Origin of the sequence: Cohnella algarum, from assembly GCF_016937515.1 — a bacterium.
Classification (GTDB): Bacteria; Bacillota; Bacilli; order Paenibacillales; family Paenibacillaceae; genus Cohnella; species Cohnella algarum.
This window is the reverse complement of the sequence record NZ_JAFHKM010000002.1, coordinates 5,337,967-5,353,577: the sequence shown is the minus strand read 5'-3', so window position 1 is coordinate 5,353,577 and position 15,611 is coordinate 5,337,967. Positions and strand designations below refer to the sequence as shown.

The 15,611-nt window shown below is 56.4% G+C and carries 12 protein-coding genes and 1 pseudogene; 12 read left to right on the top strand and 1 reads right to left on the bottom strand.

Annotated elements, in window-relative coordinates; genetic code table 11:
• The first annotated feature begins 333 nt into the window (after positions 1-333).
• The 11 genes and pseudogenes from rny to JW799_RS24070 all read left to right on the top strand — a co-directional run bounded on the left by rny (position 334) and on the right by JW799_RS24070 (position 13,651).
• Positions 334-1,875, top strand: a complete 1,542-nt coding sequence (gene rny / locus JW799_RS24120; RefSeq protein ID WP_080838825.1) for a ribonuclease Y — start codon at positions 334-336, stop codon at positions 1,873-1,875.
• A gap of 122 nt (positions 1,876-1,997) precedes the next feature.
• Positions 1,998-2,792: a TIGR00282 family metallophosphoesterase gene (locus JW799_RS24115; protein WP_205432067.1), complete on the top strand. Its 795-nt coding sequence runs from the start codon at positions 1,998-2,000 to the stop codon at positions 2,790-2,792.
• Positions 2,793-2,980: 188 nt separating this feature from the next.
• Positions 2,981-3,241 (top strand): stage V sporulation protein S, encoded by a 261-nt coding sequence (locus tag JW799_RS24110; RefSeq protein ID WP_019005392.1) that lies wholly within the window; start codon positions 2,981-2,983, stop codon positions 3,239-3,241.
• Between the two features lie 189 nt (positions 3,242-3,430).
• Positions 3,431-4,368: pseudogene (locus tag JW799_RS24105) on the top strand (dipeptidase).
• Positions 4,369-4,579: 211 nt separating this feature from the next.
• Positions 4,580-6,316 carry a 2-oxoacid:acceptor oxidoreductase subunit alpha gene (locus JW799_RS24100; RefSeq protein WP_205432066.1) on the top strand — a complete coding sequence of 579 codons (1,737 nt, stop codon included), beginning with the start codon at positions 4,580-4,582 and terminating at the stop codon, positions 6,314-6,316.
• Position 6,317: 1 nt separating this feature from the next.
• Entirely contained in the window at positions 6,318-7,184 is an 867-nt protein-coding gene (locus JW799_RS24095) for a 2-oxoacid:ferredoxin oxidoreductase subunit beta (RefSeq protein WP_205432065.1), read from the top strand.
• Between the two features lie 221 nt (positions 7,185-7,405).
• Positions 7,406-7,984, top strand: a complete 579-nt coding sequence (pduL, locus tag JW799_RS24090; protein ID WP_080838831.1) for a phosphate propanoyltransferase — start codon at positions 7,406-7,408, stop codon at positions 7,982-7,984.
• A 168-nt stretch (positions 7,985-8,152) separates the two neighbouring features.
• Entirely contained in the window at positions 8,153-9,715 is a 1,563-nt protein-coding gene (gene miaB / locus JW799_RS24085; protein WP_080838834.1) for a tRNA (N6-isopentenyl adenosine(37)-C2)-methylthiotransferase MiaB, read from the top strand.
• 27 nt (positions 9,716-9,742) lie between these two features.
• Positions 9,743-10,237: a YlbF/YmcA family competence regulator gene (locus JW799_RS24080; protein WP_080838835.1), complete on the top strand. Its 495-nt coding sequence runs from the start codon at positions 9,743-9,745 to the stop codon at positions 10,235-10,237.
• 642 nt (positions 10,238-10,879) lie between these two features.
• Positions 10,880-12,298 carry a group II intron reverse transcriptase/maturase gene (gene ltrA / locus JW799_RS24075; RefSeq protein ID WP_205428888.1) on the top strand — a complete coding sequence of 473 codons (1,419 nt, stop codon included), beginning with the start codon at positions 10,880-10,882 and terminating at the stop codon, positions 12,296-12,298.
• Positions 12,299-12,430: 132 nt separating this feature from the next.
• Positions 12,431-13,651, top strand: a complete 1,221-nt coding sequence (locus JW799_RS24070; RefSeq protein ID WP_080831775.1) for an IS256 family transposase — start codon at positions 12,431-12,433, stop codon at positions 13,649-13,651.
• 385 nt (positions 13,652-14,036) lie between these two features.
• On the opposite strand, the gene JW799_RS24065 is transcribed toward JW799_RS24070, so the two are convergent.
• Entirely contained in the window at positions 14,037-14,654 is a 618-nt protein-coding gene (locus JW799_RS24065; RefSeq protein WP_205432064.1) for a biotin transporter BioY, read from the bottom strand.
• 98 nt (positions 14,655-14,752) lie between these two features.
• Here JW799_RS24065 and JW799_RS24060 point away from each other — a divergent pair, with 98 nt between their 5' ends.
• Entirely contained in the window at positions 14,753-15,610 is an 858-nt protein-coding gene (locus JW799_RS24060) for an energy-coupling factor ABC transporter ATP-binding protein (RefSeq protein ID WP_205432062.1), read from the top strand.
• Position 15,611: the final 1 nt, after the last annotated feature.

The following is a 15,611-nucleotide window of genomic DNA, read 5'->3' as shown; positions in this document are numbered from 1 at the left end:
GGCATGCGCCAAGCTTCGGAAGCGGATATGCTTTGCTTGACAATCCATTTTCACAAAAGATACAATGTTCCTGTATTCCATCTTCCCTTCCGAACCTTTTTTCCTTCCAAAAAAACGATTCGGAACTTGTTTTTTCGACTTTTTACGATTCGGGTCGGCGCAGGACGCAAGGCCCGCTGCCCGCAATCGTCTACGGCAGGGCGGGGCTTGCCAGACTAGGGAAGCTGCCCGTTTTGCCCGCAACAGCGAAATGGATCGGTTTGAAAGCCGGCACACAATTTTATACGTGTCCCAAGCGTTTGCCTTGGTGATACAACGAGGAGGTGAAAGACCATGCAGGACTGGATCTGGGTCTTGATCGTCATCGTTGTTGGCGCGCTTTTCTTTGGGATCGGTTATGTTGTTCGCAAGTCCATTGCGGAAGCCAAGATTTCCAGTGCCGAACAGGCGGCTCTGCAAATCGTGGAGAACGCCCGCAAAGAAGCGGAAGCAATCCGCAAAGAAACGGTACTGGAAGCCAAAGACGAGGTGCACAAGCTCCGAAACGAGGCCGAGCGCGACATTCGCGATCGCCGCAACGAAATCGGGCGTCAGGAACGGCGGCTTGTGCAAAAGGAAGAGTCGCTGGACCGCAAGCTCGAAGCGTTGGAACGCAAAGAGGAACAGGTCGCCAACAAGGAGAAACGAATCGAGGAAACGCAGGAAGAGATCGAGACGCTTCATAAGCAGCAGATCAGCGAGCTGGAACGGATTTCGAACTTGACGATGGACGACGCGAAGCAGCTCATTTTGACGACTGTCGAGCAGGAGGTCCGTCATGAAACCGCTCAACTGATCAAAGATATCGAACAGCAGGCGAAGGAAGAAGCCGACAAACGCGCCCGCGACATCATTTCGCTCGCTATTCAGCGTTGCGCCGCGGACCATGTGGCGGAAACGACCGTATCGGTCGTCGCATTGCCGAACGAGGAAATGAAGGGACGCATCATCGGACGCGAGGGCCGCAACATTCGGGCTCTGGAGACGCTCACCGGGATCGACCTCATTATCGACGATACGCCGGAAGCGGTCATTTTGTCCGGATTCGATCCGATTCGCCGCGAGATTGCCCGCACGTCGCTTGAGAAGCTGGTGGCCGACGGAAGAATCCACCCGGCCCGCATCGAAGAGATGGTGGAAAAATCCCGCAAAGAAGTGGACGAACGAATTCGCGAATACGGCGAGCAGGCTACGTTCGAGGTAGGCGTGCACGGTCTCCATCCGGATTTGATCAAAATTTTGGGAAGACTGAAGTTCCGGACAAGTTATGGACAAAACGTGCTGAAGCACTCGATGGAAGTCGCTTATTTATCGGGACTGATGGCGGCGGAGCTCGGAGAAGACGTTACTCTCGCCAAACGCGCCGGCTTGCTGCACGATATCGGCAAGGCGCTCGATCATGAAGTGGAAGGCTCGCATGTCGAGATCGGCGAGGAATTGGCGAAGAAGTACAAGGAGCATCCCGTTGTCATCAACAGCATCGCTTCCCACCATGGAGATTGCGAAGCGACTTCGGTTATCGCGATGCTCGTCGGGGCTGCCGATGCGCTCAGCGCGGCGCGTCCCGGAGCGAGAAGAGAGACGCTCGAGACGTATATCAAACGTCTGGAAAAGCTCGAGGAAATTTCCGAATCGTTCGACGGCGTCGAGAAATCGTACGCGATTCAGGCCGGACGCGAAGTTCGCGTGATGGTTCAACCGGAAAAAGTCGACGACGCGGAGGCGTTCCGCCTGGCCCGCGACATTACGAAGAAAATCGAGGGAGAACTGGATTATCCGGGCCACATCAAGGTTACGGTCATCCGCGAAACCCGGGCAGTGGAGTACGCGAAATAAGTTTCGGGAAGGCTGAAGAAGTGGCTGCGGCTTAGCGGCCACTTCTTGCCTTTCTGGCGGCCGTTCGCGTTTTGCGTACGGGCGATCCATTATTTGCGGTCAGCGTAAGGGAAGGTGTTTTCATGAAAGTGGTTTTTATCGGGGATATTGTCGGAAGCGTCGGACGGGAAACGGTCAAACGGCTGCTGCCCTGGATCAAGGACAAATATCAGCCGCATATCGTCATCGCCAACGGGGAAAACGCCGCCGGCGGCCGCGGCATTAACGCCGCCATAACGCGAGAATTGTTCGATTGGGGCGTTCACGGCATCACAATGGGCAACCATACGTGGGACAATCGGGAAATTTTCGAGTTTATCGACGACGAGCCGCGGATGGTTCGTCCCGCCAATTTGCCTCCGGAAACGCCCGGAGTCGGCTATGCCCTGATCAAAGTCGGAAACAAGGAGCTCGGGATCGTCAATTTGATCGGCCGCACCTTCCTGCCTCCTTCGGATTGCCCGTTCCGGGCGGCGGACGATATTATCGACGAGCTTCGCAAAAAAACGAAGTGCATCCTGGTCGATTTCCATGCCGAGGCGACGAGCGAAAAAATCGCGATGGGCTGGCATTTGGATGGCCGAGTTTCGCTTGTCGTGGGCACGCACACCCATGTCCAGACGAACGACGACCGGATTTTGCCCGGCGGCACCGCTTACTTGACGGATGCGGGCATGACCGGACCGCGGGACGGCGTGCTCGGCATGGAGAAGGAAGGCGTGCTGCGCAAATTCAAGACGGGCCTGCCTTCCCGATTTCAGGTTGCGGAAGGGAAATGGCATTTGCACGGCGTATTTGTCGAACTGGACGATGCGACCGGCAAGGCGACGAGCATCAAAACGATCCGGGTAGACGAGGACTCCTGGATCGCAACCTGACAACGCGCGGATAGAGACGGGTGTTTTGGCTGTCAAGCGGCGAAATACCCGCTTTATCCGCCTAAAAATATCAGAATTTTTTGCGATTTGCCGGCCATTTTCTCCTTGGAAGCAGGAATTAACGAGGCCCTCACCGAATAAGTATCCGTTAGTGGGCCCATCCTTTGATCCCCGAGGAGGAACTGGTCATGGAAGTATTAAAGGTTTCTGCAAAATCCAATCCAAACTCTGTTGCAGGCGCTTTGGCGGGTGTGCTCCGCGAAAGAGGCAATGCCGAACTGCAAGCGATTGGCGCGGGAGCGCTGAACCAAGCGATAAAAGCAGTCGCGATCGCCCGGGGGTTTGTGGCGCCGAGCGGGGTGGATTTGATTTGCATCCCGGCTTTTACCGATATTGTCATTGACGGAGAAGATCGCACGGCGATCAAGTTAATCGTGGAACCTCGTTAAACGAAACGCAAAGCGATAGTGAACCTGTTCTCGAACTGTCCGGCCCAGATGGCTCTTCTTGTCATGAGGTTGGAAGGGGAGGACAGGTTTTTTGTGTTAACGGACGATTGAAAGCGGCTATCTGTAAACGGGGGATGGGGAAAGGTCTATCGAACGGCCTTACGTTTTACGCCAGGGGGGACGAGCAGGATGAAAGCGGCGGACTTGCACTGCGACGTTTTATTCAAAATGCTGAAGCATCCGGAGCTGTCTTTTCGGGAACCGTCCGGAGGAAAGCTGGACGTGACGGCGGACCGTCTCCGCGAAGGCGAGGTGTCGCTCCAAGCGTTCGCGATTTATTTGCCCGAAGACGGCCCGAAGGATCCGGAAACGGTGCTGCGGGAAGCGGAGCTGTTTTGGTCGAAGGTGCTGTCGGAAAAAGGAATCAGGCTGATCCGCACGGCGGGCGATCTGCAGGCGGCTTGGGATGGAGGCCAAACCGGCGCTCTGCTGTCGCTGGAAGGAGCCGACGGGCTGAGGGAGCAGTGGTGGTGCCTGAGGCTGCTGCATTTGCTCGGGCTTCGGCTGCTTGGGCCGACGTGGAATTGGGCGAACTGGGCATGCGACGGCGCGATGGAACCTCGCGGCGGAGGACTGACCCGCGCCGGAAAAAGGCTGGTGAACGAATGCGAATCGATGGGGATTTTGATCGATGTGTCGCATATGTCGGAACGGGGCTTCTGGGACGTGGCGGAACTTTCAAGCCGTCCGTTTTTCGCTTCCCACTCCAACGTTCGGGCGGTGAGAGAGCATCCCCGGAATTTGACCGACGCTCAGCTTGCGGCGATATTCCGGGCGGACGGAATCGTCGGACTGACGTTCGTCCCCTGGTTTTTGTCGGATCGGGAGCCTGCGTCCGTCGACGATGTGCTCCGGCATGTCGAACACGTTTGTTCTCTCGGGGGGAACGGTATCTGGCGTTCGGATCGGATTTCGACGGCATCGAACGCCATGTTCATGGGCTGTCGCAGCCCGGCCACTACCCGTCGCTCGCGGATGCGCTGCTCAAGCGGTACCCGGAGCCGATCGTCCGGGGAATGCTCGGCGAGAACGCGGTGCGTTTTTTGCGCAAATATCTTCCCCAGTAATCCCATCGAAATGAATTCATAATGGAAGCGGATCGTTTTTATCAGAAATCGTTATCAGTTGATTTAGGCATAAAAGCTTGCTTTTTGGGGAATGCAATCATAAAATTTACATGGGTTAAACAAAAGTTTTAATCTTTATTTTATAAATAGGATTCGTTTTCATAGCGGAAGCGCACAGGTCGAAGCAGAGATTAAGAGGAGATGGACAAACGTGATCAGTCAATTGTCATGGAAAATTGGCGGCCAGCAGGGGGAAGGAGTGGAAAGTACGGACCGTATTTTCTCGACTTCGCTGAACCGGCTGGGCTATTATCTTTACGGCTATCGTCACTTTTCCTCACGTATCAAAGGCGGACATACCAACAACAAAATCCGGATCAGCACGACTCCGATTCGCGCGATTTCGGACGATTTGGATATTTTGGTCGCGTTCGACCAGGAAAGCATCGATCTGAACGCCCATGAACTGCGCGCCGGCGGCGTCGTCGTCGCGGACGCGAAGTTTTCGCCGGCGTTGCCGGAAGGCATCGACGCCCGGCTGTTCGCGGTTCCGATTACGGCGATCGCCGAAGAGCTCGGCACCTCCCTGATGAAGAACATGGTGGCCTCCGGGGCCTCCTGGGCGCTGCTGGGCCTTCCTTTGGAAGTGTTCAACAAGGCGGTGGAAGAAGAGTTCGGAAGAAAAGGCCCGGCCGTCGTCGAGAAAAATATCGAAGCGGTCAAGCGCGGGGCGGAATTCGTCCTGGAGCAGGCCGGCGGCCCGCTCGAGGAATTCCGGCTGGAAGAGGCCGACGGGAAGCAGAAGCTGTTCATGATCGGCAACGAGGCGCTCGGCCTCGGAGCCATCGCGGGCGGCTGCCGGCTGATGTCGGCATACCCGATTACGCCGGCTTCGGAAATTATGGAATATTTGATCAAAAAGCTGCCGAAATTCGGCGGCACGGTCATCCAGACGGAAGACGAAATCGCCGCGGTCACGATGGCGATCGGCGCGAACTACGGCGGCGTCCGGACGATGACCGCTTCGGCCGGACCCGGCCTGTCGTTGATGATGGAGGCGATCGGTCTTTCGGGCATGACCGAAACGCCGCTCGTCATCATCGATACGCAGCGCGGCGGACCTTCCACCGGCTTGCCGACAAAGCAGGAGCAGTCCGATATTCACGCCCTTATTTACGGAACGCACGGGGAAATCCCGAAAGTCGTCATCGCGCCGAGCACGATCGAAGAGTGCTTTTACGATATGATCGAAGCGTTCAACCTGGCGGAGCAATACCAGGTGCCGGTCATCGTCGCGACCGACCTGCAGCTTTCGCTCGGCAAGCAATCGTGCGAGCCGCTCGATTACGAACGCATCCAAATCGAGCGCGGAAAGCTGATCGCGGACGAACTGCCGCCGCTGGAACAGCATAAAATGTTCAAACGCTACGAATTTACCGAGGACGGCATTTCGCCGCGCGTCCTGCCCGGAGCCAAAAACGGCATCCACCACGTGACGGGCGTCGAGCACGACCAGGAAGGCCGGCCGTCGGAATCCGCCGCGAACCGGAAGCGAATGATGGAAAAACGCCTCGGAAAAATCAAGGATTTGCGGATTACCGACGCGATCAAGGCCGACAGCACGGTCGAAGAGCCGGACCTGCTCATTATCGGTATGGGCTCGACCGGCGGCACGATCGACGAAGCCCGCGCCCGCCTTGCCGAACAAGGCATCAAGACGAACCACGTCACCGTTCGCCAGATGCATCCGTTCCCGGCCGACCTGCTGGAGCCGTATTTGGCGAAAGCGCGGAAAGCGGTCGTGCTGGAAAACAACGCCACCGGTCAGCTCGCTTCGCTGATCAAACTGAACGCAGGCTATCACGACAAAATCGAAAGCCTGCTGAAATACGACGGAACGCCGTTTTTGCCCGCCGAAATCGAAAAAGCTTGCAAGGAGTTGGTCTGAGATGGCAACGTTCAAAGAGTTTCGCAACAACATCAAGCCGAACTGGTGCCCGGGCTGCGGCGATTTCTCCGTGCAAGCGGCGATCCAGCGGGCAGCGGCCAACGTGGGCCTCGAGCCGGAGCAGCTCGCGGTCATTTCCGGCATCGGCTGCTCGGGCCGGATTTCCGGCTACATCAACGCGTACGGCCTGCACGGCATTCACGGCCGCGCGTTGCCGATCGCGCAGGGCGTCAAGCTCGCCAACCGCGAGCTTACGGTCATCGCGTCGGGCGGCGACGGCGACGGTTTCGCCATCGGCATGGGGCATACCGTCCATGCCATTCGCCGCAACCTGGACATCACGTATATCGTCATGGACAACCAGATTTACGGGTTGACCAAGGGCCAAACTTCGCCGCGCAGCGCCGAAGGCTTCAAGACGAAATCGACGCCGGAAGGGTCGATCGAATCGACGCTGTCGCCGCTCGAAATCGCCCTGTCCGCCGGCGCGACGTTCGTGGCGCAGTCGTTTTCGAGCGATCTCAAGCAGCTGACCGCGCTCATCGAAGCGGGAATGCGGCATAAGGGCTTTTCGCTGATCAACGTGTTCAGCCCGTGCGTGACGTTCAACAAAATCAACACCTACGACTGGTTCAAGGAAAACGTCGTCAACCTGGAGCAATTCGAGGACTACGATCCGTCCAACCGGATCGCGGCGATGACGAAAATCATGGAAACCGGCGGCATGCTGACGGGACTTATTTATCAGGATACGACGCGCAAATCGTACGAGGATATGGCTGTCGGCTTCAAGCAGGACGCGCTGGCCAAACAGGACCTGCGCCTGTCGAAGGACGAATTCGACAAGCTGGTCGCGGAATTCAAATAATCATTTTTTAGCAAAACGTTTATCCGCTCTCGCGGCCCCCAAGCCGGGCCGGGCGGATAAACGTTTTTTGATCAGAATAAATCGACAAATTCGTGGCGGCGCCCGAATGATGGCGGTTTCAGCCGCGCCGGACGGGCGATCGCGTGTGCCTGCAGGCGGGGGATAAGGTATAATATTGGGTGAAAAGGACATGATTCCATCAGGCAAAGGCGGAGATACGAATGAGCGAAACCAAACAAGTGCCGGTCGGCGTTTCGGCCCGCCATATTCACTTATCGCAGGAGCATGTGGCCATCCTGTTCGGCGAGGGAGCAGGCTTGACCGAGATGAAGCCGCTAAGTCAGCCGGGACAATTCGCCGCGAACGAAACGGTGGCCGTATACGGCCCGAAAGGCTCCTTTCCCAAAGTGCGCATCCTGGGGCCGGCCCGCAAGGCGACGCAGTTGGAAGTGTCCCGTACGGACGCTTTCGCGCTCGGGCTTAACCCTCCGGTGCGGGAATCCGGCAACATCGAAGGAACGCCTGGCATCCGCATCGTCGGGCCGGCTGGCGAAGTGACCGTGGACCAGGGCGTCATCGTGGCGGCCCGCCATATTCATTTCCACACGTCGGACGCGGCGAAATGGGGCATCGCGGACAAGCAGCTGCTGAAAGTTCGCGTCGGAGGCGAGCGAGGCGTCGTGTTCGAGCAGGTCATCGCCCGCGTCTCGGACGCTTTCGCACTCGACATGCATATCGACACCGACGAAGGCAACGCCGCCGGCGTCAAGACGGGCGACACGGCCGAAATCGTCGGCTGATCCCGAGAAACGAAAGGCCCTCCCGAATCAGGGGAGGGTTTTCTTTTTGCCATGACAACCTCCATAGATTCATGCGTTCCGTTGTGATATAATTTCGTAATGTACTTTATGAATCAAACGCTTTTCGTTTCTTGATATAGAGTCTGACCTAAAGGATGTGAACGCACCATGTCGCAAGAGAAAGATTACTCCAAATATTTCAACTTCTCCGATGCGAAGATCGTCAAGGAAGGGGACGGCAAGACGACCTACCGGATCAAGGGCCGGGAAATCACGATCAATTCCGTTCCGTCTTACAAAGACGAGAAGAAGCGCGGCAAGGAAGAAATTCGGGTCCATTACGAGCAAGCCGTACCGGACGAACTGCGGACGCTCGGCCACGGCAAAAAATATTTGATCTACACGTACGGCTGCCAAATGAACGAGCACGACACCGAGGTGATGCGCGGCCTGTTCGAAGAGATGGGCTTCGTCGCAACGACCGAACGGAAAGAAGCGGACGTCATTTTGCTGAACACGTGCGCCATCCGCGAAAACGCGGAGGATAAGGTGTTCGGCGAGCTGGGTCATCTGAAATCGCTGAAGCTGGAAAGGCCCGGACTTCTTCTCGGCGTGTGCGGCTGCATGTCCCAGGAGGCTTCCGTCGTCGGCCGAATTATGGAAAAGCATGCGCATGTCGATCTGATTTTCGGCACCCACAACATCCACCGGCTGCCGCACCTGCTGCAGGATGCCTATTTCAACAAAGAAATGGTCGTCGAAGTATGGTCCAAGGAAGGCGACATCATCGAGAATTTGCCGAAAAAGCGCGAGGGACTCCGGGCATGGGTCAACATCATGTACGGCTGCGACAAGTTCTGCACGTACTGCATCGTTCCGTATACCCGGGGCAAGGAGCGCAGCCGGCTGCCGGAAGACGTCATCGCCGAAGTGCGGGAGCTTGCGCGGCAAGGCTTCAAGGAAATTACGCTGCTCGGGCAGAACGTCAATGCGTACGGCAAAGATTTTACGGACCGCAGCTATCGCTTCGGCGACCTGATGGACGATATCCGGAAAATCGATATCCCGCGCATCCGCTTTACGACGTCCCATCCGCGGGATTTCGACGATCATTTGATCGAGGTGCTGGCCAAAGGCGGGAACCTGGTCGAGCACATTCACCTGCCGGTGCAGTCGGGCAGCAGCGAAGTGCTGAAGCGGATGAGCCGCAAATACGATCGCGGGCTTTTTTTGGAGCTCGTCCGCAAAATCCGGACGGCCATCCCGAACGTCGTCCTGACGACCGACATTATCGTCGGGTTTCCCGGCGAGACCGAGGAGCAGTTCGAGGAAACGCTGACGCTTGTCCGCGAGGCGAAATTCGCTTCGGCGTTTACGTTTATTTATTCCCCTCGGGAAGGAACGCCGGCCGCCGGCATGGAGGACAACGTTCCGTACGAAGTGAAGCAAAAGCGTCTGGAACGCCTCAACGCGCTCATCGCCGAGCTTAGCCTGGAGAGCAACCGGCTGCTGCAGGGCGAAACGGTGGAAGTGCTCGTGGAAGGCATCAGCAAAAACAACGCCGGCGTTCTATCCGGCCGGACGCGCTCGAACAAGCTGATTCATTTCGAAGGTTCGCAAGAGTGGATCGGTCAGTTCGTGCAGGTCAAAGTTACGCAGCCTCAAACGTGGTATATTCGCGGGGAAGCGACCGAAGCTCCGGCCCCTGCCGCTTTGTCGCACGGAGCCTAATCGCCAATTTCAGGAGGAATATCGAATATGTCGGCAACCGAGCATGCGCACGACCATCAGCATCAAGACGACTGCGGCTGTTTTCATGAGGACGGCCAAGCGATCCCCGAGTTCGATAACCGGGAACTGATCGTGCGCGAGGATATTTTGGCCAGAGCGAGAGAACTCGCGCAGCTGATCACGACGACCGAGGAAGTCGCCTTGTACCAGCAAGCGGAAAAGCGAATTCAAAGCCACGAGAAGGTTCAAGGCTTGATCGCGAAAATCAAGAAAAAGCAGAAGGAACTGGTCGCCTTCCAAAACACGTTCAAAAACGAAGCGATGGCCGCCAAGATCGAAAAGGAAATCGAAGAGCTGCAGGACGAGCTCGACGAAATGCCGATCGTGCAGCAATTCCAGCAAAGCCAGACCGACGTCAACTATTTGCTGCAATCGATCGTCAGCATTATCCGCGATTCGGTCGCGGAAAAGCTGGACGTCGAAGCCGCGGCCCGGGCGGAAGATCCCGAATTTTGCGACTAGGCGGTTGTTAAGACCGTCCGAATAATCGGGCGCGGGCGGCCGCAAGCTAAGCTTGCCGTCCGAAACCGGACGCCAATTCGCCAAGGAGGTCTGGCGCGATGACCGAAGGCATCCCCAACTCGCAGACGCGGGCTCCGAAACCCGACGACCCGAAAAAGCAGGGGCGTTCCGCCGCCAAGAAAAAGTCCAAATAACAACGAAGAAAGCGGCGTTTCCGATTAGTTCGGAGGCGCCGCTTTTTTAGTGCGCCACGCATGACGCGCAGCTAGGCGGTGAAAGTCCGCTATGGGGGCTGGCAGTTGCCAACCATTAGCCAAGAGCAAGGGTGTCCATCGCGAGGTGGAATCTGAAGGAAGCTGGAGGCAAAGTCCCGACCCGAGGAACACGAATCGCATCAGGCATCCAAAGTGGGACGAGTCTGCTAACCAAGACAAAATCCAATAAACTGCACGGACACGAGGATGTAAATACGGCGGGTACATGGGATGAAAGCGACGCGTCTTACCGTGGGAGGTCTCACGGACGCATGAAGCGGATGAGCGAGATGCGGTTGAAACAAGATTTATCGTGAGAAGTCAGCAGAGACCATATTAGTAACGCGACAAGCGTTATGAAGGGTTGAACCTAAGGAGGTGTTAGTCAATGAAAGTTACCAAAGTCGGGACAAAAGAAAGCAGAATACCTTGCTGTAGCAAGGGCTGCCCGCAAAGAGATAGTGCGGAACACGAAGGGTATGCGGGAGCGCTTACCGACAAGCGGATAACTGAAAACAACAACACCAACACCAACAGCCGAGGGGACAAGCTACTAGAGCAAATCTTGAGCCGGGAGAATCTGAACAATGCCTACAAGCAAGTGAAGAGGAACAAAGGCGCACACGGCGTCGATGGGATGGAAGTAGAGGAATTGCTACAATATCTCAAAGACAACGGAGATGAACTCGTAAAGCTTGTTCTGGACGGAAAATATCGTCCAAATCCGGTCCGCAGGGTGGAGATCCCCAAGGACAACGGGAAGATGCGAACGCTGGGCATACCGACCGCAGTGGACAGAATGCTGCAGCAAGCCGTGGCACAGGTGCTACAACCCATCTTCGAAGCCCAATTTGCTGAAACCAGCTATGGATTCAGACCCAAGAGAAGCGCGCACGATGCCTTAAGGAAATGTAAGGCCTACGCAAACGAAGGATACACCTATGTCGTAGACATGGATTTGGAGAAATTCTTCGACACAGTCAATCAAGCGAAGATGATCGAACTGCTGTCCAGAACGATTAAAGACGGCAGAGTCGTATCGCTGATCCACAAATATCTGGCGGCAGGCGCGATCAACAAGGGGAAATTCGAGGAGACAGAGCTGGGACTTGTACAGGGCGGCAATATTAGTCCCCTGTGCAGTAACATCATGCTGAACGAGTTGGACCGCGAACTGGAGCGCAGAAGAATCAAGTTCGTCAGATATGCGGACGATATGCTCCTTTTCGCAAGGACGAAAAGGTCAGCGGCGCGGATGCTGGAACACATTCTGCCATTCATCGAAGGAAAATTGCGACTTCGGGTGAACCTAGAGAAGACAGTGGTGGCCTACATCGGAAAGATCAAATTTCTGGGCTACGGATTCTATCCGTCCAAGGACGGAATTAAATTACGTACCCACGCCAAGAGCATCAGCAAAATGAAAGCGAGAATAAAAGAGCTCACGGCAAGAAGCAAAGGGTTTGGATATGACGAGCTGAAATTAAAGCTGAAACAATTCATAACGGGATGGTTGAATTACTTCAAACTCGCGGATATGAAGAGCCTGCTTAAGGTAACCGATCAATGGCTCAGAAGAAGAATACGCATGTACATTTGGAAACGTTGGAAACGCGTACGAACCCGATATGCCATGCTACGTAAACTCGGAAACGACCACAACACCGCCTTCAAGTTCGCGAGTACAAGAAAAGGCTATTGGCGAACAGCCAAAAGCCCAATCCTGCACACGACTGTAACCGACATACTTCTGGAGAAAGCCGGTTACACAACCTTCTCAGCGTATTTCAAGTCTGTTCGAATGTAAACTTAGGAACCGCCGTATACCGAACGGTACGTACGGTGGTGTGGGAGGTCGGCTACTCAAGAGTCTGTAAAATACTTTGTGTAAACTCTCAAACCTACTAAAATGAAATCATGGAGAGGTTGGGGAGCACACATGGGATTATGGACGAAAGAGCAGCTGCGGAGTTTCATCAAGGAGAATAATCTGGTCACCGCACAGGATGCGCAGAATGCGCTAAAGGACCTGTTTGCCGAAACGCTGCAAGAAATGCTAGAGGCCGAAATGGATACGCACCTGGGCTATAGCAAGCATGACGTGCAGAACAAGCAGACGAAGAACAGTCGCAACGGTAAGAGCAAGAAAATCGTCACTAGCGAGTACGGCGACCAGGAGATTGCCGTGCCACGGGATCGCCTGGGCGAGTTCGAGCCGCTCGTGGTGAAGAAGCATCAGTCCAACGTGACGGGGATCGAGGATCAGATCGTCGCCCTGTACGCCAAAGGCGTCAGCACGCGGGAGATCCAGGACCATCTGCAGAATCTCTATGGTTTGGAGGTCTCGCCAACCTTTATTTCCAATGTCACGAATAAGATCATTCCGCTCATCAAAGAGTGGCAGAATCGGCCGTTGCAGGGCGTATACGCGGTCGTCTTCCTGGACGCCATCCACTTCAAGGTGAAGCAAGACGGGGCGATCGTGAACAAAGCTGCCTACATGGTCATTGGGATCGACATGGACGGCAACAAGGACGTGCTGGGCATGTGGATCGGCGAGAACGAGTCCGCGAAGTTCTGGCTGAGCGTCTTGAACGATCTTAAGAATCGCGGCGTTCAGGACATCCTTATCACCTGTGTCGACAACCTCACGGGCTTCTCCCAGGCGATCTCTGCCTGTTATCCGAAGACGGAGATTCAGAAGTGCATCATCCACCAGATCCGCAACTCCACGCGCTACGTCTCCTACAAGGATCTGAAGAAGGTGACGGCCGATCTGAAGCCCATCTACAAGGCTGCTACGGAGGAAATGGCTCTGCTGGAACTCGACCGCTTTGAGGAGACGTGGGGCGCCAAGTATCCCCTTATTGTCCGCTCATGGCGCAGCAATTGGGACGAACTCGCCACCTTCTTCAAGTATCCGCCTGAGCTTCGTAAGCTCATCTACACGACGAACATGATTGAGAGCTATCATCGCCAATTGCGAAAAGTCACCAAAGGGAAAAGCATCTTCCCAAGCGACGAGGCGCTACTGAAGATGCTGTACTTAGTCACGATGGACGTCACCCGCAAATGGACCGGTCGTGTTCAAAACTGGGGACAGATGCTCCTGCAGCTCTCCGTCTTCTTTCCGGACCGGATCGGCCAGCACTTACCTTGAGGAGGCTAATCTCCCCTTCGGAGAGATGCCTATAAAAGAGTTTACACAAAATTATTGACAGACCCCTACTCAACTAATGAGTAGCCTCCTACCCGATTGAATAAGCAGTATGCGAATCGCGACGCTGCTTCCGGTATCCCGTTGGCTCAGTCTGTCTGCGGATCGCGACGCTGTTTGCGGTATCCCGTTAGCTCAGTCTGTCTGCGGGATCGCGACCGTTTTGCAGAACCCGTTGCATCCGCTCTTCATCCCATTATTCGGGTACTTTTAAATAGGTTCGGCTTTCCTGAGGGAAGGGGATATCGAGAATAAGGCCGCAAAAGGGAACATAGTTCCCGAGGCGCCCCTCAAGGCACCCCTCAAGGCGCGACCGGGACCCAAGACGTCAACGCAGCCGAGGGAGCTTCGGACGAAGCAGGACGATAACGACCGTCGCCACGGCCGCTTTGATGAAATCGCCGGCAAGGTACGGGTAGCAGCCAAGCACCATTGCTCGGGCAAGGGACGTGTCGGCTTTGTAGGCGAGCCAGGGCACGCCCGTTAGGTACGCGAACGCGATGCCGAACAGGACGATCGAAGCCGCAAGCGCGGCAACTCGCTTCGGGCCGGGCCGCGTGACACCGCGAAACAGCCGGTCGCTCGCCAGGCCGATCAAAAGCGCGGAAACCGGGAACATCCAGATAAAGCCCCCCGTCGGGCCGAACACGGTCGCGAGCCCGCCCCGGCCTTGCAGCAAGGGAAGTCCGGCGGCCGTCAGCAGGACGACGATGGCAATGCTCCAAAAGCCGTATCTGGCGCCGAGCAAACCTCCCGCGAGCATGACCGCAAGCGCTTGAAGCGTAATCGGGACCGGCGTAAAGCCAAGCGGAATCTGCACGAAGCTGAAGGCGATGAACAAGGCGGCGAACAAAGCCGTGTAAACGATCCCTCTGATTTGCTGCGACGGGCCGGGAGCAACCGGAGACGGATTCGGGGATCCCGCCGAATCGGGTAAATTCGTCATTGTCAAAACCCCTCTCGAAATGTTAACCTTTATTTTGGTTGTTGGTTAACATTTCGCATTTTACCATGGGAAATTTCGCTTGGGAAGAGGAATTTTAGATGAATGAGGAAAAAACGAGCCTGCCGCTGCGCCTGATCGAGGTGACGGTTTACGGAGCGGACGAAGCGGGAGAGACGAAGACGATCGTTGCCGATCTGAACTTGTCGATCGCCAAAGGGGAGTGGCTTACGATCGTGGGCGTGAACGGTTCCGGCAAATCGACGGCGGCGCGGCTGATTGCCGGTTTGCCGGCGGGGAACGTCGAGGGAACGGTCGAGCGCGGTTTCGCAGGGGATTATCCGGCAGCCTATGTCATGCAGCAGCCCGACGCGCAGCTGTTCGGGCAAACGCCCCGGGAGGAATTGAGGTTCGCCCTCGAATGGCAGGGAATGACGCCGTCCGTAACCGACGTGCAGGCGGAAGCGATGCTGGAGGCGGCGGGCTTGAGCGAAGCGGCCGACCGCCCATGGAGCCGGCTGTCCGGCGGCCAGCGCCAAATGGCGGCGATCGCCGCCGCTTGCGCCGGGAATCCGGAGCTTGTCGTGTTCGACGAGGCGACCTCCATGCTGGACGACGGCGCCCGGCGCCGGGCTCGCTCGTTCGCCGGCCGGCTTCGCGAGCGCGGCGCGGCGATCGTCTGGGTTACGCAGCGCCTGGAGGAGCTGGAGCCGGGGGAGCGCGTCGTCGCTTTCGCGGACGGGCGAATCCGCTTCGACGGGGACGTGCGGCAGTTTTTGTACGGTCGGGATGAATATGCGCAAAGCCTATCGCCCTGCGAGCAAATCGGACTTCGGCTTCCCTATCTGGCCCGGCTTGCGCGGGAGCTGTGCCGTTCCGGCAAGCTGTTCCCGCCTCTGCCGGTAACGGCGGAGGATTGGCGCAGGACGCGGCTGCGGCCGAAAAGGGCGGAGGCGTGAC

Excerpts from the sequence above, each read along its gene's own strand:
- rny (WP_080838825.1), top strand. The coding sequence starts at position 334 with ATGCAGGACTGGATCTGGGTCTTGATCGTCATCGTTGTTGGCGCGCTT.
- JW799_RS24115 (WP_205432067.1), top strand. The coding sequence starts at position 1,998 with ATGAAAGTGGTTTTTATCGGGGATATTGTCGGAAGCGTCGGACGGGAA.
- JW799_RS24110 (WP_019005392.1), top strand. The coding sequence starts at position 2,981 with ATGGAAGTATTAAAGGTTTCTGCAAAATCCAATCCAAACTCTGTTGCA.
- JW799_RS24095 (WP_205432065.1), top strand. The coding sequence starts at position 6,318 with ATGGCAACGTTCAAAGAGTTTCGCAACAACATCAAGCCGAACTGGTGC.
- pduL (WP_080838831.1), top strand. The coding sequence starts at position 7,406 with ATGAGCGAAACCAAACAAGTGCCGGTCGGCGTTTCGGCCCGCCATATT.
- miaB (WP_080838834.1), top strand. The coding sequence starts at position 8,153 with ATGTCGCAAGAGAAAGATTACTCCAAATATTTCAACTTCTCCGATGCG.
- JW799_RS24080 (WP_080838835.1), top strand. The coding sequence starts at position 9,743 with ATGTCGGCAACCGAGCATGCGCACGACCATCAGCATCAAGACGACTGC.
- ltrA (WP_205428888.1), top strand. The coding sequence starts at position 10,880 with ATGAAAGTTACCAAAGTCGGGACAAAAGAAAGCAGAATACCTTGCTGT.
- JW799_RS24070 (WP_080831775.1), top strand. The coding sequence starts at position 12,431 with ATGGGATTATGGACGAAAGAGCAGCTGCGGAGTTTCATCAAGGAGAAT.
- JW799_RS24065 (WP_205432064.1), bottom strand. The coding sequence starts at position 14,654 with ATGACGAATTTACCCGATTCGGCGGGATCCCCGAATCCGTCTCCGGTT.
- JW799_RS24060 (WP_205432062.1), top strand. The coding sequence starts at position 14,753 with ATGAATGAGGAAAAAACGAGCCTGCCGCTGCGCCTGATCGAGGTGACG.